Origin of the sequence: Brevundimonas sp. M20 (genome assembly GCF_006547065.1) — a bacterium.
Lineage (GTDB): Bacteria > Pseudomonadota > Alphaproteobacteria > Caulobacterales > Caulobacteraceae > Brevundimonas.
The window spans coordinates 891,865-916,892 of sequence record NZ_CP041243.1; the positions used below are offsets into that span (position 1 = coordinate 891,865).

General features: G+C 67.5%; 27 protein-coding genes. 20 read left to right on the top strand and 7 right to left on the bottom strand.

Annotation, left to right across the window (positions count from 1 at the left end; translation table 11 throughout):
- Positions 1-18: 18 nt before the first annotated feature.
- Complete coding sequence (locus FKQ52_RS04270) at positions 19-759, bottom strand: polysaccharide deacetylase family protein (RefSeq protein ID WP_141626046.1); 741 nt, start codon at positions 757-759, stop codon at positions 19-21.
- A 270-nt stretch (positions 760-1,029) separates the two neighbouring features.
- On the opposite strand from FKQ52_RS04270, the gene FKQ52_RS04275 reads away from it, so the two are divergent.
- From FKQ52_RS04275 to glyS, 3 genes are all read left to right on the top strand, one after another.
- Positions 1,030-1,917: a glycine--tRNA ligase subunit alpha gene (locus tag FKQ52_RS04275; RefSeq protein ID WP_141626047.1), complete on the top strand. Its 888-nt coding sequence runs from the start codon at positions 1,030-1,032 to the stop codon at positions 1,915-1,917.
- A 107-nt stretch (positions 1,918-2,024) separates the two neighbouring features.
- Positions 2,025-2,474 (top strand): endonuclease domain-containing protein, encoded by a 450-nt coding sequence (locus FKQ52_RS04280; RefSeq protein ID WP_141626048.1) that lies wholly within the window; start codon positions 2,025-2,027, stop codon positions 2,472-2,474.
- The gene (gene glyS, locus FKQ52_RS04285) at positions 2,474-4,558 is read left to right on the top strand and encodes a glycine--tRNA ligase subunit beta (RefSeq protein WP_141626049.1); all 2,085 of its coding nucleotides are present in this window, start codon (positions 2,474-2,476) and stop codon (positions 4,556-4,558) included. Before FKQ52_RS04280 ends, glyS begins: the two co-directional genes overlap by 1 nt.
- A 209-nt stretch (positions 4,559-4,767) precedes the next feature.
- Here glyS and FKQ52_RS04290 read toward each other — a convergent pair whose 3' ends face one another.
- The 5 genes from FKQ52_RS04290 to FKQ52_RS04310 all read right to left on the bottom strand — a co-directional run bounded on the left by FKQ52_RS04290 (position 4,768) and on the right by FKQ52_RS04310 (position 9,209).
- On the bottom strand, positions 4,768-5,763 hold the full coding sequence (locus FKQ52_RS04290) for a glycerophosphodiester phosphodiesterase family protein (RefSeq protein WP_141626050.1): 996 nt from the start codon (positions 5,761-5,763) through the stop codon (positions 4,768-4,770).
- Positions 5,764-5,818: 55 nt separating this feature from the next.
- Positions 5,819-6,724 (bottom strand): cobalamin biosynthesis protein CbiG, encoded by a 906-nt coding sequence (locus FKQ52_RS04295; RefSeq protein WP_141626051.1) that lies wholly within the window; start codon positions 6,722-6,724, stop codon positions 5,819-5,821.
- 80 nt (positions 6,725-6,804) lie between these two features.
- On the bottom strand, positions 6,805-7,311 hold the full coding sequence (locus tag FKQ52_RS04300) for a hypothetical protein (RefSeq protein WP_240811792.1): 507 nt from the start codon (positions 7,309-7,311) through the stop codon (positions 6,805-6,807).
- Positions 7,312-7,323: 12 nt separating this feature from the next.
- The gene (gene xth, locus FKQ52_RS04305; RefSeq protein WP_141626053.1) at positions 7,324-8,121 is read right to left on the bottom strand and encodes an exodeoxyribonuclease III; all 798 of its coding nucleotides are present in this window, start codon (positions 8,119-8,121) and stop codon (positions 7,324-7,326) included.
- A gap of 104 nt (positions 8,122-8,225) precedes the next feature.
- Positions 8,226-9,209 carry a hypothetical protein gene (locus FKQ52_RS04310; protein ID WP_141626054.1) on the bottom strand — a complete coding sequence of 328 codons (984 nt, stop codon included), beginning with the start codon at positions 9,207-9,209 and terminating at the stop codon, positions 8,226-8,228.
- 137 nt (positions 9,210-9,346) lie between these two features.
- Between FKQ52_RS04310 and FKQ52_RS04315 the strand changes: the two genes are divergently transcribed.
- The 6 genes from FKQ52_RS04315 to FKQ52_RS04340 are packed head-to-tail and all read left to right on the top strand — an operon-like array spanning position 9,347 to position 14,179.
- Entirely contained in the window at positions 9,347-10,438 is a 1,092-nt protein-coding gene (locus FKQ52_RS04315; RefSeq protein ID WP_141626055.1) for an MBL fold metallo-hydrolase, read from the top strand.
- A complete protein-coding gene (locus FKQ52_RS04320; protein WP_141626056.1) occupies positions 10,435-11,208 on the top strand; it encodes an enoyl-CoA hydratase in 774 nt (257 codons plus the stop codon). The genes FKQ52_RS04315 and FKQ52_RS04320 overlap by 4 nt, the downstream gene beginning before the upstream one ends.
- 34 nt (positions 11,209-11,242) lie before the next feature.
- Positions 11,243-11,716 carry a GNAT family N-acetyltransferase gene (locus tag FKQ52_RS04325; protein WP_141626057.1) on the top strand — a complete coding sequence of 158 codons (474 nt, stop codon included), beginning with the start codon at positions 11,243-11,245 and terminating at the stop codon, positions 11,714-11,716.
- A gap of 41 nt (positions 11,717-11,757) precedes the next feature.
- Positions 11,758-12,312: a DUF1285 domain-containing protein gene (locus tag FKQ52_RS04330; protein WP_141626058.1), complete on the top strand. Its 555-nt coding sequence runs from the start codon at positions 11,758-11,760 to the stop codon at positions 12,310-12,312.
- Complete coding sequence (locus tag FKQ52_RS04335) at positions 12,309-12,971, top strand: CoA pyrophosphatase (protein WP_141626059.1); 663 nt, start codon at positions 12,309-12,311, stop codon at positions 12,969-12,971. Before FKQ52_RS04330 ends, FKQ52_RS04335 begins: the two co-directional genes overlap by 4 nt.
- Entirely contained in the window at positions 12,968-14,179 is a 1,212-nt protein-coding gene (locus tag FKQ52_RS04340; RefSeq protein WP_141626060.1) for a CCA tRNA nucleotidyltransferase, read from the top strand. The genes FKQ52_RS04335 and FKQ52_RS04340 overlap by 4 nt, the downstream gene beginning before the upstream one ends.
- On the opposite strand, the gene FKQ52_RS04345 is transcribed toward FKQ52_RS04340, so the two are convergent.
- Positions 14,160-15,152 (bottom strand): endonuclease/exonuclease/phosphatase family protein, encoded by a 993-nt coding sequence (locus tag FKQ52_RS04345; RefSeq protein WP_141626061.1) that lies wholly within the window; start codon positions 15,150-15,152, stop codon positions 14,160-14,162. The genes FKQ52_RS04340 and FKQ52_RS04345 overlap by 20 nt on opposite strands.
- 32 nt (positions 15,153-15,184) lie before the next feature.
- Between FKQ52_RS04345 and FKQ52_RS04350 the strand changes: the two genes are divergently transcribed.
- The 11 genes from FKQ52_RS04350 to FKQ52_RS04400 all read left to right on the top strand — a co-directional run bounded on the left by FKQ52_RS04350 (position 15,185) and on the right by FKQ52_RS04400 (position 24,908).
- A complete protein-coding gene (locus tag FKQ52_RS04350; protein WP_141626062.1) occupies positions 15,185-15,658 on the top strand; it encodes a DUF4112 domain-containing protein in 474 nt (157 codons plus the stop codon).
- Between the two features lie 145 nt (positions 15,659-15,803).
- Positions 15,804-17,282, top strand: coding sequence for a DUF2793 domain-containing protein (locus FKQ52_RS16755; protein WP_141626063.1), 1,479 nt, complete (start codon positions 15,804-15,806; stop codon positions 17,280-17,282).
- Positions 17,279-17,446, top strand: a complete 168-nt coding sequence (locus tag FKQ52_RS16375) for a hypothetical protein (protein WP_168196789.1) — start codon at positions 17,279-17,281, stop codon at positions 17,444-17,446. The genes FKQ52_RS16755 and FKQ52_RS16375 overlap by 4 nt, the downstream gene beginning before the upstream one ends.
- The gene (locus FKQ52_RS04360) at positions 17,443-17,724 is read left to right on the top strand and encodes a hypothetical protein (RefSeq protein WP_141626064.1); all 282 of its coding nucleotides are present in this window, start codon (positions 17,443-17,445) and stop codon (positions 17,722-17,724) included. Before FKQ52_RS16375 ends, FKQ52_RS04360 begins: the two co-directional genes overlap by 4 nt.
- Positions 17,721-18,206 carry a hypothetical protein gene (locus FKQ52_RS04365; protein ID WP_205750853.1) on the top strand — a complete coding sequence of 162 codons (486 nt, stop codon included), beginning with the start codon at positions 17,721-17,723 and terminating at the stop codon, positions 18,204-18,206. The genes FKQ52_RS04360 and FKQ52_RS04365 overlap by 4 nt, the downstream gene beginning before the upstream one ends.
- Positions 18,207-18,601: 395 nt before the next feature.
- Positions 18,602-19,429, top strand: coding sequence for a flagellin (locus tag FKQ52_RS04375; RefSeq protein ID WP_141626065.1), 828 nt, complete (start codon positions 18,602-18,604; stop codon positions 19,427-19,429).
- Positions 19,430-19,521: 92 nt separating this feature from the next.
- Positions 19,522-19,806, top strand: coding sequence for a flagellar protein FlaG (locus tag FKQ52_RS04380; RefSeq protein ID WP_141626066.1), 285 nt, complete (start codon positions 19,522-19,524; stop codon positions 19,804-19,806).
- Positions 19,807-19,937: 131 nt separating this feature from the next.
- A complete protein-coding gene (locus FKQ52_RS04385) occupies positions 19,938-20,771 on the top strand; it encodes a flagellin (RefSeq protein WP_141626067.1) in 834 nt (277 codons plus the stop codon).
- A gap of 256 nt (positions 20,772-21,027) precedes the next feature.
- Positions 21,028-23,751, top strand: a complete 2,724-nt coding sequence (locus FKQ52_RS04390) for a transcriptional regulator (protein WP_141626068.1) — start codon at positions 21,028-21,030, stop codon at positions 23,749-23,751.
- Positions 23,752-23,811: 60 nt separating this feature from the next.
- On the top strand, positions 23,812-24,504 hold the full coding sequence (locus tag FKQ52_RS04395; RefSeq protein WP_240811736.1) for a hypothetical protein: 693 nt from the start codon (positions 23,812-23,814) through the stop codon (positions 24,502-24,504).
- Positions 24,504-24,908 carry a hypothetical protein gene (locus FKQ52_RS04400; RefSeq protein WP_141626069.1) on the top strand — a complete coding sequence of 135 codons (405 nt, stop codon included), beginning with the start codon at positions 24,504-24,506 and terminating at the stop codon, positions 24,906-24,908. Before FKQ52_RS04395 ends, FKQ52_RS04400 begins: the two co-directional genes overlap by 1 nt.
- Positions 24,909-25,028: the final 120 nt, after the last annotated feature.

Below are 25,028 nucleotides of genomic sequence, written 5' to 3' on the forward strand. Positions count from 1 at the left end.
CAGTCTCGACTGTCTATTTTACCCGGATATAAAGCCGCGCCACGCTTCACCCACCGGCCGGACCTCCAGTCCCGCCGCCTTGGCCAGCCGGATCACCCGGTCCAGATCATCGGGGGTGCAGCCATAGTCGGTCGGGGTGTCCGACACGTCGTGGGCGTAGGCGGTCAGCCAGCCGTTCGACGCCGCCGCTTCGGCCATCAGTCCATCAAGGTCGTAGTGGGGCAGGCGGCGGCTCTCCAGCCCGATGGACTTGATCAGCCCCCGGTCCTCGCGCCCCGCATTGACCCCGTCGCGCACGCCCCGGCCCAGATCGAACCGGCCCCGCACATACCGCTTGGCCGCCAACGTCGCGTCCCCGAACGGATAGGCGAAGGTGGTCATCTCATACCCGCCCAGTCGCTCGCTCACCCACGCCGCATTGGCGTCCAGGCTCAGCTTCAGCGCCGCCGCATCCATGCGCAGCACGCTGGTATGGCCGTAGGTATGGCACCCGACCTCATGTCCGGCGGCATGCAGTTCCTGCAGGTGCCGCACCTCGAACTGGTCCCGGTCCATGTTCCGCCCGCCGGCCAGTCCGCCGCAGACATAATAGGTCGCCCTGATCCCGTGCTCCGCCAGGATCGGCCCAGCCTCGGTCCAGGCCGTCGCCGGAATATCGTCGAAGCTCAGCGAGAACACGCCCTTCGCCGGGGCGATCTGAACCGCCTCCACGTCGAGATACCGCGCGGCCCGCCGCCGCATCTGGTCGATCTGCTTCATGGGTACAGACTGTACCCAAGCCGCTTAACACTCCCCTTCCCCTCGAGGGGGAAGGGGCGGGGGGATGGGGTGGTGGCAGGCTGTCGCCGAGCATGTCGCGAGAGGCTCCGTCGAACAGACCACGCCAACCGCGTCCTTTCACCCCCATCCTGCCTCCACCCCACCCAACCCTCCCCCTTGAGGGGAGGGCTTTCAGACGCCTTCACCTTGCCCCGCAAACCCCCGCCGTCTAGGGTCCGCGGCCTTCTTCCCCGGATGAAATAACCCGCCGTGACGACCGAACCGCTCGCCTTCCAGGACCTCATCCTGACGCTCCACAAATACTGGGGTGATCAGGGCTGCGCGATCCTTCAGCCCTATGACATCGAGGTCGGCGCGGGCACCCTGCACCCGGCCACCGTCCTGCGCGCGCTGGGCCCAAGGCCGTGGAAGGCCGCCTACGTCCAGCCCAGCCGCCGTCCGGGCGACGGCCGCTATGGCGAGAACCCCAACCGGCTCCAACATTATTATCAATATCAGGTACTTCTGAAGCCGAACCCGGACAATCTGCAGGAGCTCTACCTCGGCTCGCTGCGCGCCATCGGCATCGATCCCAGCCTGCACGACATCCGCTTCGTCGAGGACGACTGGGAGAACCCCACCGTCGGCGCCTGGGGCCTCGGATGGGAGGTCTGGTGCGACGGGATGGAGGTGACGCAGTTCACCTACTTCCAGGGCGTCGGCGGCATCGAGGTCGACGTGGTCTCGGGCGAACTGACCTACGGGCTGGAGCGTCTGGCCATGTACGTTCAGGGCGTCGACAACGTCTATGATCTGAAGTTCACCAAGGAGGGCGTCACCTACGGCGAGGTCTTCCTCGAGAACGAGCGCCAGCAGAGTGAAGCCAACTTCCACGGCTACGACGTCGACGGTCTGAAGCGCCGGTTCGAGGACATGGTCTCCGAGGTCTCGAACCTGCTCGCCATGACCGGCCCGCAGGGCCAGCAACTTGTCCTGCCCGCCTACGATCAGGTCCTGAAGGCCTCGCACCTGTTCAACCTGATGGACGCCCGCGGCGCCATCGCCGTCGCCGAACGCCAGAGCTACATCGGCCGCATCCGCGAGCTGTGTAAGGCCTGCGCGACGGCCTACGTCGAGCGCGAAAGGGCCGAGGCGTGACCCATTCTTCCCCCCTTCCCCTCGAGGGGGAAGGGGCCGGGGGATGGGGTGGCGGCACTGCGTTTAAGAACCTGGCGCGTAAGGCGTCATCGAAAGGGAGGGCTTCAATGGTGGATTTCGACCGTTTCGCCGGACCCGACCGGATCAAGCCCGGCGGCGCGGATCGTGCGCGTCGTCTCCGCGCATCTCCAACCTACGCCGAAGCGAAACTCTGGGAGCGCCTGCGTCTTCTGACCATCCGCATTCGTCGCCAGGCGCCCATTAGCGGCTACGTCGTGGACTTCGCTTGCCTGCGGGCAAAGCTGGTCATCGAGGTCGATGGAGGCGTGCACGAACGCGCTGATGTCGCCCTGCGCGACCTTGAACGCGATACTTGGCTCAAGTCCGAAGGCTTCCGGGTCATCCGTATCCCGAATGCTCGTGTTGAAAGCGACCTCGATGCGGTGGTGACCGAGATCGAAGCCGCCATCCGCGCCTCCGTGCCCAACCTGAAACAGCCTGCCACCACCCCATCCCAACCCTTCCCCCTCGAGGGGAAGGGCTTTAGCGACTTGTGATGCCCCAACTCCTCCTCGAACTCTTCTCCGAAGAAATCCCGGCCCGCATGCAGCAGGGCGCGGCGCGCGACCTTGAGCGCATGGTCGCCGACCGGCTGAAGGCCGCGGGCCTGACGTATGAGGCCCTGACCACCTATGGCGGGCCGCGTCGCCTGACGCTGGTGATCGACGGCCTGCCGTCGGCCACGCCTGACCGCGAGGAAGAGCTGAAGGGGCCGAAAGCGAGCGCCCCTGAACAGGCGCTGGAAGGCTTCCTGCGCAAGACCGGCCTGACCCGCGAGCAGCTGGTCGAGCGCGACGGCGTCCTGTTCGCCGTTATCAGCCAGAAGGGCCAGTCCACAGCAGCCCTGATCCCGGCCATGGTCGACCAGATCGTCCGCACCTTCCCCTGGCCCAAGTCGATGCGCTGGGGCTCGGGCACGCTGCGCTGGATCCGCCCGCTGAAGCGCATCCTGTGCCTGTTCGACGGCGCCGTGGTGCCGTTCGAGATCGACTGCGGCGCCTCAAGTAGCGAAGCGGTAGGCGAAAAAATTGTGTCCGGCGACCTGACCGAGGGCCACCGCTTCCTCGGTTCGGGCAAGCCTTTCACGGTCAAGGACTTCGCCGACTACCGTCAGAAGCTGGAGCGTGAGTTCGTCCTGCTCGACGTCGCCGACCGCAAGCTGCGCATCCTCGACGCCGCCAAAGATGTCTGCGCCGACAGGGGCCTCGCGCTCGTTGACGACGACGGCCTGCTGGATGAGGTCGCCGGTCTGGCCGAATGGCCGACCCCGATCTTGGGCGACATGGACCCGCAGTTCCTCGCCCTGCCGCCCGAGGTGGTGCGCCTGTCGATGAAGGTGCACCAGAAGTATTTCGCCGTCCGCGACCCGGCCAAACACGGCCTCGCGCCGCACTTCGTCGTTGTCGCCAACGTCGAGGCCTCGGACGGCGGCAAGGCCCTGGCCGCCGGCAACAGCCGCGTCCTGTCGGCCCGCCTGAACGACGCCCGCTTCTTCTGGGACGAGGACCAGAAGGTCGGTTTCGAACCCTGGCTCAAGAAGCTGGAAGGCGTGACCTTCCACGCCAAGCTGGGCGCCATGTCCGAGCGCGTCGAGCGCATCGCCGCCCTGGCCCGCGAGATCGCACCGCTGGTCGGCGCCGACCCGGATCAGGCCGAACAGGCCGCTCGTCTGGCCAAGGCCGATCTGGCCTCGGGCATGGTCGGCGAGTTCCCGGAACTGCAGGGCGTCATGGGCGGCTACTACGCCCGCGCCTTCGGCCAGCCGGACGCCATCGCCGACGCCATCCGCGACCACTACAAGCCGCAGGGCCCCTCGGACACGGTCCCGACCGCCCCGCTGACAGTGGCCGTCTCGCTGGCCGACAAACTCGACACCCTCGTCGGCTTCTTCGCCATCGACGAAAAGCCCACGGGTTCGAAGGACCCGTTCGCGCTGCGCCGTGCAGCGCTGGGGGTGATCCGGCTGGTGCTGGAGAACCAGATTCGCATCCACCTGCGCGGAGCCGCGATGGACGCGTGGTCTGTGCGTTGGTTCCAACAGAACCACGGTGATCGGTTTGAAGACGTAACGGCCTTCTTCGCCGACCGCCTGACCGTCCTCCTGCGCGATCAGGGCCAGCGGCACGACCTCGTGGCCGCTGTCTTCGCCCTCGGCGACGACGACCTCGTCCGCATCGTGCGTCGGGTGGAGGCGCTGGCCGCCTTCCTGGCCACCGACGACGGCGCCAACCTGCTGGCGGGCTACAAGCGCGCGTCCAACATCCTCAAGGCCGAGGAGAAGAAGGGCGAATTGCCGGTGGGCATGGTCGAGACCGGCCTGCCGAACCAGCCCGCCGAGGAAACCGCCCTGGCCTTCGCCTCCGCCGCCGCCGCGACCGCCGTGGACGCCGCGCTGGAGACCGAGGATTTCGCCGCCGCCATGCGCGCTCTGGCCCGCCTTCGCGCGCCGGTGGACGCCTTCTTCGAGAAGGTCATGGTCAACTCGGACCTGGCTTCGGAACGCGATAACCGTTTGAAATTGCTTGGACAAGTTCGTGCCGTCATGGGCCGCGTCGCCGACTTCGGCCAGATCGCGGGCTGACACCAGCTCACCTCTCCATTCGCCCTCAAGCGAATGGAGAGGACAGATCGGCGCGTAGCGTCGATCAGGAGAGGGCGGTTCCGTCAGGGCCGAAGGAGTCTCGAACACCGGTGTCGGCGGGCCAACCGCCCTCCCTGCGCCGCCCCCTCCTGACCGCTGCGCGGTCTGTCCTCCCCATCGCCTTGAAGAGGGCGATGGAGAGGTGAGCGTCAGCGATACCGGGGCTGATCCATGAACGCCGCATCCAGTCCGTAGCCGGCGAACCGGGCCACCCGCCCGGTGATCCGGCCATGCTCCGCCGGGCCGTCCCCGATCCGGTCCCCCTCCGGGAGGAAGGCGTTCTCGGCCCGGAAGGTCCAGGCGGCCACCTTCAGGTCCGCTGCATGGGCGTCGGCGATCAGCGCGGTCGGCGCGCCCGGCTGCGGCTCGATCATCGCCGTGTCCGCCCCGATCCAGTCGGCATAGGCCCTGACCCGCGCCAGCCCCTCCGGCGTCGCCATGGCCGCATAGGTGAGCTCCGGCCGGTCCGCGGGCCCTCCGCCCCGGGCCATCAGTTGCAGCAGGGGCGTACCCACCCGGCGGCTCAACCGCTCGAGCGGCCCCACCTCGAAGCACTGGACCAGCACCGGCGCATCCGCCCCGGTCAGCCCGCGCCGCTCCAGCACCGCCACGAAGGCGTCCTCCATCGGCAGGCCAATGCCTTTGAAGTAAGCCGGGTGCTTCAGCTCCGGCGCGACCCCGATGGTCCGCCCGGTCCGCGCCGTAGCCTCCGCCGCGATCTCCAGCACCTGTTCGAAGGTCAGGATCGGCTGCTGTCCGTCAAAGGCCGTGCCGCGCAGCTCCGGCAGCCGCTCCCGCGCCCGCAGGGTCATCAGCTCGGCCAGCGTGAAGTCCTCGGTGAACCAGCCCGTCACCGTCTGTCCGTCGATGGTCTTCGTGACCCGCCGGTCCGCGAACTCGGAGTGCGAGGCCACATCGGTCGTACCCCCGATCTCGTTCTCGTGCCGGACGACCAGCACCCCGTCGCGGGTCATGACCAGATCGGGCTCAATGAAGTCGGCGCCCTGCGCGACGGCCAGCTCATAGGCCGCACGGGTGTGCTCGGGCCGTTCGCCCGAGGCGCCGCGATGGGCGATGATCAGCACGTCAGCCACGGCGGGACTCGCGGTCAGCAACAGAAGGGCCGTCAGGATGATCCGGAACATGGCGCAGCGATAGCGCCGCGCCACGACACCCCGATGAAGGCCCTGACCCTGGAAATCAGGCCCCCAGGATCCAGCCTTCTTCCTGCTCCACCTGCTGGATCAGGGCTTCGCTCGCATCCTTCGGCGGGGCGAAGGCCTTCGCCAGATCACCGGCGTCATCCATCTTGGCCAGAGCCTCGGCGGTGACCCGCACCTGCGCCTGATCCTTGTACTCGCCGGGCTCCGGCTTGGCGGCGAACATCGACGGCCACACCTCGACCACGACGGCCGACAGGGGCTCCACGTCCGCCGTGTCCAGCGCGCGCCAGCCGGTGTTGAAGGGCCAGACAGCGCCTGCGTCGCCCAGGCTCTCCAGCAGGCGGCGCACCATCGGGATGCCGACCAGAGTCTGACCGCCCACGGCGCCCGCGCCGTGCATCTGCCAGACCGACTTGGGCTGCAGCTTGCCCTTGCGGACGGTGTCCTCGGTGGCCCGGAACTCGGGGATGTCGGCGCCCGAGCCCGCGGGCGGCTTGGTCGTGGTCAGCCAGCGCTGCGCCTGCTTGGCGGGCGCGCCCCAGAACGGCCAGGCCTCGTCAGTCATCAGCCGGTTCATCTTGGCCGCGACCTGATAGCGGTTGTTGGTGTTGTCGGCCTTGTCCACGACGTTGGCCGTCAGGAACTTGCCCATGGCCGCCCACGGCGTCCCGTCCAGCTTCAGGCGCGCGGCCGTGCCCGCCGGGAAGCCGAAGTTGAAGTCGAAGCCGACCAGCACCCGGTCGCCCCGCTTGCGGTGTTCCGAGATCAGCTTGTTCAGGAGGGCCTCGCCCTCGGCGCGCGTCGCCGTGTTGTGGGTCTCGGTATACAGGCGGAAGCGCACGTCGCGCTTGGCCACGCCGATCCAGACGGACTGGTCGCCCAGCTTCTTGCCTTCAGCGGCAGTCCAGTCAGCGATGATCACGGCGTCGAACAGGCGGGCCACAGCGGGCTCCTTCAGGCTTACTCAAAGAAAGGTTGGGGGCTTCTAGCGCTCCCGCGTCAGGGGAGGAAGCCCGGTGGTGTTCAACCTTTGAGCAGGGCTTCCAGATGCGACAGCCAGCGGCGGCCCAGTCGCAGGGCCTCGCCCGGAGAACTGGTCTGGACGGTCAGGGCGGCGTCCCACAGCGACAACTCGAACTCAGGGTGGCGGGCATCCGCGAACATCAGCCGCAGCACGACCTGCTCGGCTTCCGGGGCCAGAATATCGAGCGACTTGCGGGCCTCCCCCCGGCGCACGCGGGCCACGACATGGCCGTCCACGATGATCTCGCCGCCTTCGATCTCCTCGAAGGCATAGACCAGTCCGGAACCGCCACTGTTCCACAGCACGGCGATCTGGCCGCCGTCGAAATCCAGCCCGGCCGCCCGGCCTTCAGCCGGCGAAAGGGCCTCGGCTTCAGGAATCGCGCCCAGCGACTTCAGCAGGGCCCGACGCATCCGACGCACGGGCTCCATCCACCAGACCAGCAGAAGCGCCCCGGTGGTCAGCGCCGCCGCGGCCAGCGCCACCAGCAGAATGACCCGGAACACCTCGCCCAAGGATCAGTCCTCCAGCTCGACGACCACGGGAACGTGGTCGGACGGCTTGTCCATGTCACGGGCGTCGCGATGCGTCTCGACGCCCCGGAACCGGTCCGCCGCTTGCGGCGACAGCAGGTGGAAGTCGATGCGGATGCCGTGGTCCCTCTGCCAGGCGCCCGCCTGATAGTCCCAGAAGGTGTAGGTCCCCGGCGGTTGCTTGCCGAGCTCGCCCGCCTCGCTCAGACCCAGATAGCGCAAGGCGCGGAAGGCGGCGCGGCTCTCGGGCTGGAACAGGGCGTCATTGACCCAGGCCTTCGGGTCCCTGGCGTCGTCCGGCGTCGGGATGACGTTGTAGTCGCCGCACAGGGTGAAGGCTTCCTCCTGCGCCAGCAGAGTGCGGGCGTGGGCCTCCAGCCGCTCCATCCAGCCCAGCTTGTAGGCGAACCTGGGGCTCTCCACCGGATTGCCGTTGGGCAGGTACAGGCAGCCGACCCGCACCGGACGCGGAGCCTCGATCAGGGCTTCGATGTAGCGAGCGTGGACGCCATCGGCCTCGACGCCGGACTGATCCTCGCCCGGCAGGCCGCGCATGACCTCGGACATCGGGTATTTCGAGAGCAGGGCGACGCCGTTGTAGGTCTTCTGCCCGTGAACCTCGACATTGTAGCCGAGGCTCTCGAAGGCCTCGCGCGGGAACTTCTCGTCCACGCACTTGATCTCCTGGAAGCCGACAACATCCGGCTGGGCAGCCTCCAGCCACGCCAGCACGGTGGGCAGGCGGGCGTTGACCGAGTTCACATTCCAGGTGGCGATACGCATGGAGCGGGAAGCTAAGGCGTGTCGCGGGGCGAGGGAAGCGCCAACGAAAAACTCCCCGGAGTCTCCTCCGGGGCGCTGATCGGTCGTTTGACGGGCTGGCCCGGTTACGGACGGCCGCCGGCCGCCGGAGCAGCCGCGACCTGGGTCAGGGTGCAGCCCCCGCCGATGCGGACAGCGGCGGCGCAGGTGTAGATTTGCTGGGCTTCGCCTGCGGCGTTGATGCGCGCGACATAGCCTTCGCCTTCAGCGGCGCACTTGACTTCGAAGAAGCGGCCGTTGGCGTTGGAGCCCATCAGGCGGACCTGGGTGACGTCGCAGGCCGCGGCGTCGGTGCCGGCCAGCTTGGTCTTGAAGCCGTCGTTCTGTTCCTGCGGGGTGGTGAAGCGGCAGGTTCCCCCCATGGCGTTGACCTGCAGGCAGTCCTTCAGGTCCCAGCCCGTGGCGGTCTTCTCAAGCCAGTAGCCGTCGGCGTTTGCGCAGCCGACTTCATAGACCATGTTGTTGTCGTCGCTCTTGCCGATGGCCAAGGCCTCGTCGATCGTGCAGGTCGCGCCGGCGGCGCGGGCCCAGCTGCCGATCACTGCGACGCCGTTCTGGTTGGCGGGGATGGCGCATTGCTGCCCGACGTCCGCGTTCGGGTCGCGCGAGCGAGCGATGGCGGCGGTCCCGGCCAGCTCGATACAGCTGTAGGCCTGAGGCGGGGTCGAGGCGATCAGGATGTAGCCTTCAGTATTGTTGCAGGCGACTTCATAGACCTGCGACTCGCCGATTACGCCCGGGTTGGAGGCCTCCGTCAGCTCGCAGGTCAGGTTGTTGGCGGCGAGTTGGGCCTGGGCCTCGGTGCGGATCTGTTCCGGGGTCTTGGCGGCGGTCGGCTGGACCTGCTGGGCGCCGGAGCGTTGGCGGTCACGACGGCGGGAAGCTTCATCGGCGCGGTCGGTCTGGTCGCCGCCGATGCGACCGGGCAGGACCCGCTCACCGCGCGGTGTGCGTCCGCCGCTGCCGGAGTTCTGGGCCATGGCGGGCTCGGCGGCCACGAAGGCGGCGGCGACGGCCATCGCCATCAGGGCAAGCGTCTTTCTGGTCAACACGGGCAACACTCCGGAGGGAAAATCTTCGGCACACCCTTGGCGAGACGGGATCGCCGGGTCAAGCGCGGCGGGGGAATGCTGGACGCGAACGGGCGGTTCGGGCTATCCCTCCTGCGTTGCGATTGGAGACGGACTTGGCGGACGGTGTGATCCCGGCGGAGACGGAGGCAAGGCCCACGGAGCGTGGCCTGACCTACCCGTTCGCCGGACCTCCGGCCTCGGGGGAGGCCATCGCCGTGACCCCGGACGTGTTGTGGATGCGCGTCGCCATGCCGATGCAACTGGATCACATCAACGTCTATGCGGTGCGCGACGGCGACGGCTGGGCGGTGATCGATTGCGGGCTCGGGATCAACGGGACCAGGGACGAGTGGGAGCTGTTGCTGGCCGGCCCCATGGGCGGCGATCCGGTGACGAAGGTCATCTGCACTCATATGCACCCGGACCACATCGGTCTGGCGGGCTGGCTGTGCGAGCGCTTTGACGCGCCCCTTGTGATGACCCGGCTGGAATACGTCATGGCGCGGATGCTGCTGGCTGACACGGGCAAGGAGGCCCCGGAGAGCGGCGCGGTCTTCTATCGCGCCGCCGGTTGGGATGAGGCCCAGATCGCCCGGTATCGCAAGGAGTTCGGACGTTTCGGCATGGCGGTGTCGCCGCTGCCCGCCGCCTATCAGCGCATTCGCGAAGGGGATCTGCTGACCCTCGGCGGTCGTGACTGGACCGTGGTTGTCGGTGAAGGCCATAGCCCCGAGCATGCCTGTCTGTGGCGCGAGGACGACGGGATCGTGCTCGGCGGCGACCAGATACTGCCGCGCATCTCTTCGAACGTGTCGGTCTGGCCGACGGAGGCGGACGCCGATCCGCTGGGCGACTGGCTGGCCTCGCTGGAACGGATGAAGACGGTCTTCCCGGACGATGTGCTGATCCTGCCGTCGCACGGAGAGGTGTTCCGGGGCGTGCAGCCCCGTCTGGACGCCCTGATCCGGGGCCATCACGTCGCTCTCAGGCGGCTGGAGCGCAGCTTGCGCGAGCCGAAGCGGGCGGTGGACGTGTTTCCGGCCCTGTTCGCTCGTCCGGTGGGCGACGGCGTGCGTGGCATGGCCACCGGCGAGGCGATCGCGCATCTGAACTACATGCTCCGCCACGGAACCGCCGTTCGCGAACGCGATGCGGACGGGGTCGACTGGTGGCGCTCAACGACAAAAGGGGAGGAGGCGGCATGACCGACCACATCAAGACCGAACTGGGCGACGGCGTCCTGACCGTGACCCTGGCGCGCGCGGACAAGAAGAACGCCATCACCCAGGCCATGTACGCGGCCCTGTCGGACGCCGGCGAGCGCGCGCGGACGGATGACGCGGTGCGGGTGTTGGTCTTCAAGGGCGAGGGCGACAGCTTCTCGGCGGGCAACGACATCGGCGATTTCATCGCTATCGGCTCCCAGACGAGCAACCCGTCCGACATGGCGGTATTCCGGTTCCTGAAGGCCATGGCTGATCTGGACAAGCCGGTGGTCGCCGCCGTGCGGGGGCGCGCAGTTGGTATCGGCCTGACGCTGCTGCTCCACTGCGACATGGTGGTGGTGGCCGAAGACGCGCTGTTGTCGGCGCCCTTCATCAATCTGGCGCTGGCGCCCGAAGCGGCGTCGTCGATGCTGTTGCCGCAGGTGCTGGGCCATCAGCGGGCGTTCGAAATCTTCGCGCTCGGAGAGCCGATCGACGGCAAGACCGCCGTGGCCTGGGGGCTGGCGAACAGAGCGGTTCCGGCCGATCAGGTCGAAGCCGTGGCCGTTGAATTGGCCGCCAGGCTGGCGGCCCGCGCGCCCAACTCGATTCGCAAGACCAAGCGTCTGATGCGCGACGCCGAACGGATCTGGGAGCTGATGCAGCGGGAAGGCGAAGCCTTCGGCAGCCAGATGAAGAGCCCCGAGGCGATGGAGGCGTTCATGGCCTTCACCCAGAAGCGCGCGCCGGATTTCTCGAAAGTCGGTTGATTCCCGGCGGCGCGGGCCTTAGGTGCGCGCGCTCATGACCGACGCCGCCGTCCAGACCCTTGTGCGCATCGACGCAGAAACCCCCGCCGACGCCGCGTCGGTGGAGGCCTTGGTCATGGCCGCCTTCGGGCCGGGTCGTTACGCCAAGACGGCCGAACGCATCCGTGAACAGGCGGGCGTCGCCGCGGGTTTCGTCGCGCGGGAGAACGGTCGGGTCGTCGGGGCTGTGCGTCTGTGGTCGATCACTGTGGGTGAACGCCCGGCCTTGTTCCTGGGCCCCATCACTGTCTCGGCGGACAGCCGCAAGGGCGGACTGGGCGGCGATCTGGTGCAGGCCTGCATCGATCATGCAGGGACAACGGGCATCCTGCTGGTCGGCGATGAACCCTATTTCAGCCGTTTCGGTTTCCGGCACGCGCCGGAAGCCCGGCTACAGGGGCCTGTAGATCAGCGTCGCGTGCTGTGGCTCGGCGCGGACGAGCCGGCAGGGACTGTTCGGGCCGCCTGAGCGGGTTTGCAGGCCCGGGCGAACACCCTAAGTCTGACGCCATGACGAGCGCCGAAAAGACAACAGGACTGGCCGCCGTCGCCGAGGCGGTGAAACAGGCGCCGGGGCGCGGCCTGCCGCCGGTGCATCTTTGGCATCCCGAGCATTGCGGCGACATCGACATCGTCATCCGCGGCGACGGCGTCTGGATGCACGAGGGTTCACCCATCGGACGCCCCGAGCTGGTGCGCCTCTTCTCGACCATACTGCGCAAGGACGCCGACGGCTATGTGCTGGTCACGCCGGGCGAGAAGCTGTCGATCCTCGTCGAGGACCTGCCGTTCCGGGCCGTCTCGGTTGAACGCCGGGACGAGGGGTTGGTCTTCACCACGGATGTCGGCGACGAAGTGGTTGCGGGGGCGGAGTTGCCTTTGATCGTGGAAACGGACGCCGAGACCGGCGAGCCGGCGCCGCGCGTTCGCGTGCGCGCCGACCTGTGGGCGCGGGTTTCGCGCGCCGTCTTCTATGAGTTGGTCGAAATGGCTGACCTGCGGGATGGACAGCTGGTCGTCCGTTCGGGCGGTGAGTCATTCACGCTCGGGGCGGTCGCGGCATGAGTCTGGCCAGTCTGCGCGAACGCTTGCTGGCGAAATTGACCCCGCCATCCGAATGGTCGGCTGAAGCCGGGCCTACACGGTCTGACTTCGACCTGAACCCCGACAGCCGTTTGACCGGTCGGTCGCTTCGACCGGCGGCGGTTCTGATCCCGATCATCGCCAATCCGGGCGGGGCGACCGTGCTGATGACCCGACGATCGGACAGTCTGGCGAGCCATACCGGCCAGATCGCCTTTCCCGGCGGGCGACTGGATCCAGGGGAGACGGCGGTTGAGGCCGCGCTGCGCGAAGCCTTTGAGGAAGTCGCGCTGGACCCGGCGCTGGTCGAGGTGCTCGGCGTATGCGAGCCCTATGAGACCGGGACCGGCTTTGTGGTCACCCCGGTGGTCGGCTGGCTACGTGAGACCCCGTCCACCACCCCGTCGCCCGCCGAGGTAGCCGAGGTGTTCGAGGTGCCGTGGGACTTCGTCATGGACCCCATCAATCACCGCCGGGACTCCTACCAGCTTGAGGGCCAGCCCAAACGCTGGTTCTGGGCCATGCCGTACCGGGAGCGGTACATCTGGGGCGCGACGGCGGGTATTCTGAAGAACCTCTGCGCCCGGCTTTATGGCGATGAGAAGGACCGGGCCGCGGCGGCCGGCGAGGATGCAGCATGACGGCGCTCACCGGGCAGAACTGGCTGACAGCGTCGGCCACGCGCGCGGTGATCGCGGCGTTGGAGGCGGCGGGCGGCCCCGGCTGCGCCCGTTTCGTGGGCGGCTGTGTGCGCAATGCCCTGATGGGGCGGCCCATCGATGACGTCGATATCGCCACCACCCTGAAGCCGGAAGAGACGGAGAAGGCCATTCGTGCGGCGGGGCTGAAGGCCATACCGACGGGGATCGCGCACGGCACGGTGACGGCGGTGGCAGAGCGCCAGCCGTTCGAAATAACCACCCTGCGCCGGGACGTGACCACGGACGGCCGCAACGCCACGGTCGCCTTCACCGACGACTGGGCCGAGGACGCCGCGCGTCGCGACTTCCGTCTGAACGCCCTGTACGCCGACCGCGAGGGGCGAGTGTTCGATCCGACAGGCGAGGGCGTGGCCGACGCCGCGGCGGGACGGATCGTTTTCGTCGGTGATCCGGAGACGCGGATTCAGGAAGACTATCTGCGCATCCTGCGCTTTTTCCGTTTCTTCGCCTGGTACGGGCAAGGCGAGCCGGATGCGGCGGGACTGGAGGCCTGTCGTGCACTGGCTCCCGGGATGACGCGGCTGTCGGCCGAACGGGTGTCGAAGGAACTGATGAAGCTGCTTGCTGCGGAGGACCCGCGTCCCGCCATGGCGGCGATGGCGCGGACCGGTGTGCTGGCTCAGGTGCTGCCCGAGGCGGGCGAGCTCGATCTGTTCAGCGCGATGGTGGACCTGAGCGAGGATCCGGTCGCGCGGCTGATGACCCTGTTCCCCGTTGATGCGGACGCCATGAGGGGCGCGGCGGAGCGGTTGCGGTTCCCGAACTCGACACGGGATCGACTGGTCGCCTCGGCCATGGCCGCGCCGGAGGTATCGTTGGACATGACCGATCCTCAGGCCCGCGCCGCCGTCTATCGCCACCGGGGACAGGCCGTCGCGGACGCCCTTCGCCGGCTGCTGGCCGGTTCGCCGGATCGGGACGCCGGACCTCTGCTGGCCTTGGCCGAGAGCTGGAGCCCTCCGCGTCTGCCCGTGGGCGGCAAGGATGTCGCGCGATCGGGTGTTGCGCCGGGTCCGGAGACGGGGCGGCTTCTGAAAGCCTTTGAGGAGGGCTGGATCGCGGACGATTTCCCGACTGATGGTCATGCCGAACGACTGGCGGCGTTGGTCAGTCCTTCGCGCGGGTGAACTCGGTTACAACCGGGCGGTGGTCCGAACCATTCTGCTGACCCAGCTTTCGGCTGAGGAAGGTCAGGTCGGGCGAGCGCCAGACCTGATCAATGGTGATGCCGAATGCTGACGGCAGGTTGCTGGGCCAGGTGCCGGGGAAGCCGCTCGCGGGCAGCAGGCCCAGGTCCTGCTTCATCTGGCGTCCGATCCGGCCATTGGACACGCTGTTGAAGTCGCCGGCGATGACTACGGGGCCGTCCAATGTTCGGCGGATGTCGCCCAGCGCCATGGTCTGGCTGATCTGACCCCACTGATACTGGAAGGGCCAAGGACGGGTCAGGTGCACGCCAATGACATTGACCTCGCCCAGCGGGGTCTCTGCCACAGCGGTGACGGAATGAAGCCCATCGGGCCGGTTGTCGATCTGACGCAACGGCCAGCGCGAGGCGATGACGGACCGGGACGGGCCCCGCGTTTCGTCCATGCGCATTGAGCCGGCGCGATAAGGGTAGTCTTTGAGCAGTTGGTCCAGCTGTCCCAGCGGCGCGCGTCCCAGTTCGATCAGGATGATGATGTCCGGGTCGGCCGCCTCAATGGACCGGCGCATCGCGGCGACGTCGTCGTTCAGATAGTAGACGTTTGCGGAATACAGCCGGATCGTCGGAGCGCCGGGTTCGGGGGCCTTGGCTCCGGTTGCCCACTGCGGGAACACGGCGACGAACAGGACAAGGCCGGCGACCAGTCCTGCACCGGTCGCCAGACGGAACCGCAGCAGGCCCAGAATGACTGTCGCCGACAGACAGGCGATGAACAGCGGGGCCGTGAACTGGGCGAAAATGTCGACCCAGCGGTGGCCGATCCTCGCGAGGATCAGGCCGCCCAGCAGCATAAGGCCGAGGAAGCCGAGGGCGATCAGACGATCCAGCCATCGGCGGGCGAAGGCCCAGGCCGAAGAACGGTCTTGCGCTTTATGGTGAACGCCGGTCTCCATGGCGCGTTACGGTCTCGCTTTCGGAGGGTGGAATGGCCAGACGGACCATCGGCGATATCGAGAAAATCTGGAGCAATGTCGAGACCATCAAGAAGCTGTCCGATCGGGTTGTCGGCGTCGGGCCTTTCGGCATCGGTCTGGACGGCCTTCTGGCCTGGGTGCCCGGCGCCGGTCTCGTCTACACCGTGGGGGCCGCGGGCTGGCTTCTGACGCAGGCGATCCGGGCCAAGGCGTCCCCGAAGACGATCACGCGAATGATGGCCTACCTTGGGCTGGACACGGTCAGCACGGCGACCGGCGAGGTCCTGTTCGTCCCGGCGGATGTCATCGACATGCTGTTCCCGGGACACCTGCTGGCGGCGAAGGCGCTACAGAAGGACATCGAGAGCACCCACTGGGTTGAGGCCAGCGAACAGGCGGCGAAAGCTTCTGGCGAGCATGACCGGCACCTCGCCAAGGTGAAGGACGACCCGAAACTGCGCCGGGTCGTCTACCTCCACGACTGAGACGTCGCGGAAGTTCACGCTGAACCCGCGCTTTCGGTGCGCCCAAGCGATTGAAGCAAAGGCTGATTGTTTCAGTTCAGCGTCATTTGCCCGCCTGAGGAAGCCGCGCCCGCACACTGATCTCCGACGATTTTCGGAGACAGCAATGAGTGACGACCAGTCCGCTCGCCTCGGCATGCCCTATCTGGCCGCCGGGCAAATGCAGAAGCATGTGACCCTGAATGAGGCCCTGACCCGGCTGGACGCGCTGGTTCAGACGGCCGTCGTCAGCCGCTCACGCCCGGATCAGCCGCCGGACCCTGACGACGGCGCCCTGTTCATCCTGCCTGAAGATCATGGAGGTGAGGCGTGGGTCTCCTTTTCGGCCGGTGATCTGGTCCGTGCGGAAGGCGGAGGCTGGGAAAAGATCGCGACACCCGAGGGACTGCTGGTCTGGGTCGCCGATGACGCGCGTTTCATTGTCCGCGAAGGCGATGGCTGGAGCGATCTGGGCGCGCGGCTGGCGATGGTGGGGCCGGTGGAGCGGCTGGGCGTGGGCGCGACTGCCGACGCATCCAATCCCTTCGCGGCCCGCCTGAACAAGGCGCTGTGGACGGCGCTCGAGACGGCATCGGGGGGCGACGGCGATCTGCGGATGACGCTGAACAAGGAGGGACCGGCCGATGTCCTGTCCCTGCTGTTCCAGTCCGGCTACGGCGGCCGGGCCGAGTTGGGGCTCATCGGTGACGACAATCTGACGTTGAAGGTCAGCGCGGACGGCGCGGTCTGGCGTTCCGCCCTGACGGTTGATCGGGCCACGGGGCGGGTGAGCTTTCCGGAGGGCGCGGGACGGCGTGATGTCGTGACCTTCAACGTCGGCGGTTCCTGGACACCGCCCGCTTGGGCGCGGACGGTTGAGGCGGTCGTCGTCGGGGGCGGTGGTGGAGGCGGGGCAGGCGCGTTCGGCGCCTCGGGCGCGCGCTATGGCGGCGGCGGCGGCGGCGCGGGCGGTGTCAGCCGGGCGATCTGGCCGGCGGATCAGCTGACGGCGGGTCTGACGATTGTAACGGGGGCCGGCGGGGCTGGAGGCGTGGCCGCGACGGGCGGCGGCGGCAGCGGCAGCGCCGTTTATCTAGGCTCGACCTTGCTGGTGTCCGCCACGGGCGGCGGAGGCGGCGGGCTCGGCAATGCGACAGGTGGAACCGCGGGAGCGGGGGGAGCCAGCGTGCCCAACTCCAACGCAGGCGGCGCGTCCAGCATTACCGGGGCGGGCGCCGCCGGGCGAGCTTTTGATCGTCCTGACGCGCCCGGAGGCGGTGGCGCGGGTGGCGGTCTGGACGCCGGGGGCGCAGCGCGCGCGGGCGGCGCCGGAGGAGACGGTGGGGTGCTGGCGGTCAGGGCGGTCGGCGGCGCCGCCGGTTCGGGCTCGACGGGGGGAGCCGGGAGCGCGGCGCCCCTGACGCATCTTCACTGGGCGGGCGGCGGAGGGGGAGGCGGCGCGGCCGTCGCCTCGGGGGCGGGGCATGCCGGCGGCGCAGCGGGCCTCTTCGGGGGTGGCGGAGGCGGTGGCGGAGCCGGAACGACGTCCGGTGGCGTCGGCGGCTCGGGGGCGTCCGGCGTGGTCTGGCTGACGGTGCTGGGATGAGGTCCGCCGCTTTCAACGACTGGAGCGACGCGGACACCGAGCTGCTGGATCCTGAAGCGCGGGAGATACCGGAACGCCTCACCCGCGAGGAGTTGCTGGCCGCATCCGACGCCGGATGGCGGCGAAATGGCTGGCGTTTTGATGAGTTTGAGGACGACCAATGACAGACACCCCGCCGACGGGAACTCCGCCGACGCCTCTCGCCGAAGGGCGGTGGCTGTGGCGACGACTGTATGTCTTCGCGACCAGCGCGGCCGCATGGCTGATGCTGGACAGGGTCATAAACGCTGTCCCGGTGACGGCGACGCCGCGTTTGATCGACTCGCTGATGGGCCTGCTCGCCCTGACCATGGTGCTCTATCTCGTTGCGCCTACTGCTCATGAGCTGCTCTCCGGCCTGCGTCTTTTGCGCCGCGCGCCGGACGAGGAGGTGAAGCGGTGATCCCGCGTGAGGCGCTGCGGCTGCTCAGCCCGTTCGGCTGGGTTGTGGCGGTGGTGGCGATCGTGAGCGCTGTGGTGCTGCTCGGGCGAGGGGCGGGGCTGCGCTGGGACCCGTTCGGGCTGGGCGCGCGCCGTCTGGAGCAGGCCGAACAGCAGGCGTCGGTCGCCACCGCCGAAGCCCGGGCTCGCAGCCTGGAAGCGGAGGCCGTCGTCGAACAGGCGCGACGTCTTGAACAACAACATCAACAGGCCGTCGATCTGGCGCGGGTCACCGCTGTCGCCGGGGCCGCGGCGAGGACCGCCCATGATTCCCGAACGCCCCTGGACCCGGCTCGCGTTGATCGTATCGGCGCTCATGATCGCGAGCTGTGCCGGCTCGCCCCGACGCTCTGTGTCGCCCCCAAGGCTGATCCTGCCGCAAGCGATCCTTTCGCCTTGTCGGCTGGACCGGTTGCCGGACGCGCCGACAATCTCGGATCTTGAGGCGTCCTATATGGCGCGCGGACTGGCTCTGGCCGAGTGCGACGCCGCCCGGGCGCTCGCCGTGGAGACCCTGCTGTCAGAGCGCGCACTTCGGGACGCGTGGCTGGAGGAGGGAGGTGAGGGGCCGAAGCCGCATCGGTGATCCGCTCCCGCCCGGCTCGGCGCCTGGCCCGAAGGGGCAAGTTTTGCAGCCCTTCCCGGCAAAATGTGCCGGGACCCGGCAGGTTTTGCCGACCCGCCGTCATGCTTAACGAGAACTAACGTAGAAAAAACAATGCTCGCCCTTCTGGCACGGCGAAAATGCGACTGGTCCCATCCTTGCTCGGAGGCCCACTGAGCAAAATGCTCCCGGCAGCCAAAATGGCGTCGGACACCTTGAAACAAGGATACTCGTCATGGCGCTGAACAGCGTTAACACGAACACGGGCGCTATGGTCGCCCTGCAGAACCTGTCGGTCACCAACTCCGAACTGGCTACGGTTCAAAGCCGCATCAATACCGGCAAGAAGGTCAACTCCGCCAAGGACAACGGCGCCATCTGGGCTATCGCTCAGGGGCAACGTGCCGAGATGGGCGCCCTGAATGCCGTCAAGGACAGCCTGAACCGCGGTCAATCGGCCGTGGACGTCGGCATCGCCGCCGGTGAAACGGTGTCGGACCTGCTCACGCAAATGAAGGAAAAGGCGCTCGCCGCCACCGACAAGAGCCTGACCACGGCTGCCCGCAATGCCCTGAACGAAGACTTCGTGGCCCTGCGCAAGCAGATCACCTCGACCGTCTCGAACGCCAAGTTCAACGGCGTCGCCGTGATCTCGGGCACCGCCGGCTTCAAGGCTCTGGCTGACTCGGCCGGTTCGACCACCATCGACATCGCCGCCGAAAACATGACGCTCTCGGGTTCCATCGTGACCCTGGCGTCGACCGCCAACATCGCCACCCTGACCCAGGCCACCGCCAACCTGGCCAAGGTCAACGCGTCGATCGATAACGTGTCGGCGTCGCTGGCCCGCCTCGGCACCGGCTCGAAGGCCCTGGGCACTCACCTCGATTTCGTGAGCAAGCTGCAGGACACCATCGACGCGGGCGTCGGCAACCTGGTGGATGCCGATCTGGCTAAGGAGTCCGCGCGTCTGCAGGCCCTGCAAACCAAGCAACAGCTGGGTGTGCAGGCTCTGTCGATCGCCAACTCCTCGACCTCCATGCTGCTGGGACTGTTCCGCTAAGGAACGATCGGAACGGCGGGGCCTTCGGGCCCCGCCTGACCGCTCCAGTCCCTTGAAGGGAACCGCCGCCTTGAAATGCGTCGGCAGGAGACATGCAAAACAATGCGAATGTTGGTGCGGTAAACGCCTACGAAATCACCCCCCTCAGCACGGCCGCCGGTAACGACCCGCAAGAGTCGCCCGCCCGGCAAGAGGCTGAACAGGTCGCTCGCTATCGTCTGGTCATTGAGGAAGGGCCCCGTACAGGATCCTTCATCTACAAGACGATGGATCGTTTGACCGGTGAGGTCGTGAAGCAGTTTCCCCGCGAACAGGTCATCGATCTGATGAACCAGTCTGATTACAGCGCCGGCGCGGTCATCGACACCAGAGCCTGACGCCTTCGAAAATCCGTTCTACCCGCCGTGCTGGAGCGATCCGCGCGGTTAAAATGCGTGGTGAATGCGCGTTAACCATGTGTGCACCCTTACCGCCTTAGCCTTGCCCAAACCTCGAAGGGCTGAGTCGGATGACGAATAGCGTCCATACCAACGTCGCGGCGCAAATCGCGCTCCAGAACCTGACCACGACGAACAACCGTCTGGCGGATGTTCAGGGTCGGGTGTCCACGGGCCTGAAGGTCCAGGGCGCCAAGGACAATGCCGCGATCTGGGCGATCGCCCAGACGCAACGCGCCGACGTCGGGGCCTTGGGCGCCGTGAAGCAGAGCCTGGACCGGGCGACCTCGATCGCCGACGTGGCCCTTTCGGCCGGTGAGTCGGTTTCTGACCTGTTGAATCAATTGAAGGAAAAGGTCACGGCGGCCAAGGACAGCTCGCTGAAAACCCAGTCCCGTCAGCTGCTGAACGCCGACTTCCAGGCCCTGATGAAGGCGATCAAGTCCGCCATCGACAACGCCAGCTTCGATGGCGGCAACATCCTGAACGGTTCGCTGACCAACGGCATCAAGTTCCTGGCCAATGCGGATGCGTCGGCCTTCGTGACGCTGTCTTCGAAGAACCTGACGCTGGGCGGCTCGATCATCGAAATCTCGCTGAGCGACAGCCTGATGACCCTAACGGGCGCGACCAACGCCCTGACCAAGCTGGACGATTCGATCACCCAGCTGAACGCCGCGCTCGGCGAGATCGGCGCCCAGGCCAAGCAGATCGAAGCCCACAACAGCTTCGTGTCAAAGCTGATGGACACGCTAGAATCCGGGATCGGCAATCTGGTCGATGCCGATCTGGCCAAGGAAAGCGCGCGCCTGCAAGCCTTGCAGGTTCAGCAGCAACTGGGCGCCCAGTCGCTGTCGATCGCCAACCAGGCGCCGCAGATCATCCTGTCGCTCTTCCAGGGCTGATGTCAGGCGAGACGGCGGTCTCCGGACCGTCCGATCGCAATCGGCGCGGGGCGTCGGCGTTGGACGCGCGGCCCGAAGCCATACAAGGCAAGCAGCGATATTAGGGCGTTGACGAAGGCACTCATCGGGCACTCCTCCGTATTGATCGCGCTCTGAACGGGCGCGGACAAACATTGTTCCGCGAGTCGGGGCGAATGTCGCGTCTGTTAAGCCCTCGTTACGCCTCCGCTGGCACACTCGCGCGCGGGAGCCGCCTGTGATCGACAACAGCTATCTTCTGGGACTGTTCAGCGGGACGGCGTCGACCACGACGTCGAACGCCGCTGCGACCGCGCTCACCCAGGCCACGAAGCAGCCGACCCCGCCTTGGTCGAGCACCGTCAAGGCGCCCGAACAAAGCGCCCTGCTGCGCGCCGCCCTCGGCGGCCGAAACTTCATCAATGAAGGCACGGCCCAGCTCGATGTGAAGGGCGCATCCGCCGACTACAAGAAACTGTTCGCCCTGTATCAGGGGCTCGAGAGCATGAACGCCCTGGTCAACCGGGCCGGCACCAAGGGCGTCAGCACGCTGGAGCTGACGCAGTTGGACCGCCGGTTCGCCGCGGGCATGGCCGAGATCAGCAAGTGGATCCCGTCTGCTGATCTGGAAGGCATCCGACTGGTTCAGGGCACGTCTTCGACGACCAGCAAGACGACGGCTGCCGTCGCCCGGGATGGCGCGATCTCCGTCACCGGGCCGATCCACGAAGGTTCGCCCGATGAGTTGTCGCCGGCCTTCGCGGGCGAGGTGCAGTTCAGGATTTCGGCCAAGAAATCGGACAACACCACGGTTGAGGTGGACATCGACCTGAACGAGATGGGGACCACCTCCCGGACCCTGACCAATGTGCTGGATCACATCAACGGCAAGCTGGAAAGCGCGGGTCTGGAAACCCGTATCGGACGTGAACTGGTTAAGCCGGAACCCAAGACGATCACCTCGGGCGGCAAGACGATCACACTGCCGGCGGGGCCGGACCAGTTCGCCCTGGCCGTGCGTGGCGTGACCACCGAGAAGGTCAGCTTCGAACCCGCCGTGACCGCGAACGCCGTCTATGTGGTGCAGAAGGCCGGAACCGCCGACGGGCTGCAGATGCTCAAATTCCAGAGCGATACCGGAGGCGACGCCCCGGCCCCGATCGCGGGCGTGGGCGAGACCCAGTGGGTGGACGGCCGCTCGTCCCAAACGGCCCTGCCCGCCGGAGTGGAAACCGTCCGCGCCAGCGCGACGGGACCTGATGGTTCGGTCTGGATGGTGGCAGACCTGACCGCGGGACCAGACAATCAGCCGATCAAGGGCCAGAAGGACGTGGCTCTGATCAAGCTCGATTCCGCCGGCCGGGTGGTGATGATCCAGGCGCTCGGCGCAGCCTCCACGGCCAGCGGATACGCCATCGCTATCGACGCGGACGGCAAGGTGGCTGTGGCGGGCTCGGTTACAGGCGCGCTGGATGCGGGCAAGACCGGCGACGTCGCGGGCGTGGCAGACAGCTTTGTGTCGGTGTTCGACGCGGACGGTCAGGAGTTGTGGACCCAGCGTCGGGGCGCGCGGGCGGCGGACGAGGCGACCTCGGTCAGCTTCGGTCCAAATGGCTCGGTCTATGTGGCGGGCCGGGCCCAGTCCGCGATGACCGGCGCGGTCGGGGTCGGCGGCTGGGACGGCTATGTTCAGGCCTTTACGTCGAGCCAGGCCTATCCTTCGGCGCCGGTCGTGGCCACGGCGGTCGGAACGGTCCAGTTCGGCACCGCCGAGACGGATGGCGTCAGCGCCATCGCGGTCGATGGGAACAACCTCTATTCGGCGGGCGTCGAAGACGGGCGGATCGTCGTTCGCCAGTTCACCCTGGACGCGGACGGCAAGCCGACGCTGGCTGCCTCCCGTGATCTGGGCGATGCGAGCGGCGAGATCAGCGGGCTAGCCATCGTTGATGGCAAGGTGGTGCTGAGCGGCACGACCCGGAACACCTCGCTGGATGTCGGCACGGTCAACACGGCGCACCACGGAGGCAAGGACGCCTTCGTCGCGGTGCTGGACGGTAGCCTGACCGCGTCCGTGGATGATCGCCTGACCTATGTCGGCAGCGCGGGCGACGATGACGCCGTGGACATGAAGATCCTCGACGGCAAGGTCTGGCTGACCGGTGTGGCGGATCGCCCTGAAGGCGCCAAGGACACCGATCCGACGCGGGCCTATCTGACCCGGATCGACGCGACGACCGGGGCGGTCGAGTGGCGGAGGGAGTGGGATGGTGACGGCCAACAGGCAGCCCCGCTGACGCTCGCCGTGTCCTCGGGCGGGGCCAGCGTGCTGGATCGGCTGGGGCTTCCGCAGGGTGAGATCGACCAGAGCCAGTCCAAGACCCTCGTGAACGCGACGTCTCTGAGGGTGGGCGACCGATTCTATGTCTCGCCCGCTGACGGAGGACGTCAGGTCGCTGTCACCATCGAAGCGCGCGATACCCTTCAGACACTTGCGCGGAAGATCGAGCAGGCGTCGAACATGAAGCTCAAGGTCACGGTCTCCTCGGAATCCGCCAAGGATGGCGAGGCGGGAGATCTGGCCACCGCGCTGCGGACCGGCTTGCAGCGCCTGAGCATCACCGCGCGGGACGGGGTGAAGGGCGCCGTGCTGACATCGGGTGAGACCGGGCGTGACGCCCTGGCCGGTCTGGGCCTGTCGCAAGGTTATATCGGCAAGACCTCGGGCGATAACGTCACCCAGACTTTCGGACTGGGGCTGCCGACCAATCTGAATCTGAGCAGCGCCGCAGCGGTCGCGACCGCCGGCGAGAAGCTGCAGGCTGCGATGAAAGCGATCCGCGACGCCTATCGCGGCCTGGCCCCGGAATCGAACACTCCAGCCGTCACCGGCACGGCTCCGGCCTATCTGACGGCCCAGATCGCCAACTATCAGGCGGCCCTCGCCCGTCTGACCGGCTGATCGGGCGACGACGAAACGCGTTGACGGCTCCCGCATCGGCGGGGTTATTGGGGCTTCCCAATGCGCGAGCCCTGTATGCCCAAGGACAACCGAATTCTCATCCTGATCGGGGCGGCCGTGGCCGTCGTGATCGCCGTGATCATCGGCCTGCTGGTATCCGGTGGCAAAGATGACGGCCCCGCCGAGCCGCCGCCCGCGGCCCAGGGCGGGCTCACGGTCGCCGTTGCCGATGCGCCCGGTCTGGATTCCACGCGTGAACTGCGGTGCTACGTTGATGGCCAGTTCATCGGCATGGCGACGCTGAGCGACTGCGCGCGCCGCAACGGCCTGGCGACCGACGCGCTGGATGTCGGGGTGGACGCCTCCGGCGCGCTCGTGGCTGCGCCGACGGCTTCGCTCACCCCGCCGCCTTCGGCCCCGCCAGCCGACCTGACCGAGACCAGGCCGGAGGCCGCCGCGGCCGAACCGACACAGCCTGCCCAGGCGCCGCAACAGCAGGCCGCCGGCGGCGGGCAGTGCTTGCGATACACCGGCTCGGACTGGCGTGTCCTGGCCTCGGGCGTGAGCCTGAACCAGTGCGTGCAGGAACTGTACGCCGGAACCTGCGTGCGCCCGGGCGAGGCGCTGTATGGCCGCTGGGGAGAGACGACGCTGCGTCTGGTGCCGCGTCGGGTCGAGCAGTCGCCGGACAATAGTCGCTTCCGCACCCTCGCGGAGCAGGATCGCAGCTGCCAGTTCCCGGGACTTCGTTGATGATGCGCGCCGTTTCCCTGTTGGCCGTCGCATCGGCCGCCGCCATTCTGTCCGCCTGCGCCGGCGGGGTCGAACCGCCGGCCGAGCGTGGCGTTTGCTATGTGGTCGAACCCGGCGCCGACGGCGCGGACCCGGCTTTCAATGTTCTGGCCCGCGATCAGACCCAGATCGAGTTCTGCGCCGCGCGTCTTGAGGAAATGCGACTGCGCTTCCTGGGTCTGGGCGGCAACCGTCGCGATGTGATCGGCGTCTATCAGGGGCAGTTCATATTCATCGACCGTGCCGGGGTGTGGTTCGGCAAGAGTCTTGATGGACCGCGTTTCATGGCGTTGGCCCGAACGGGGGATGGACGTCTGGCGGTGCCGGGCGCCATCGAACAGGCGCCGGTCGCTCCCGGTCAATAGGTCCCGAACAGGCGGGGCCTCGCCGTCCGCTGGACAAGGGCGAACAAAGGTGGAACAAATCGTCGCTCCGCCCTTGGGCGACGGCGAGTTCTGTGGATTGCGAAGACAAAACGGCCACGG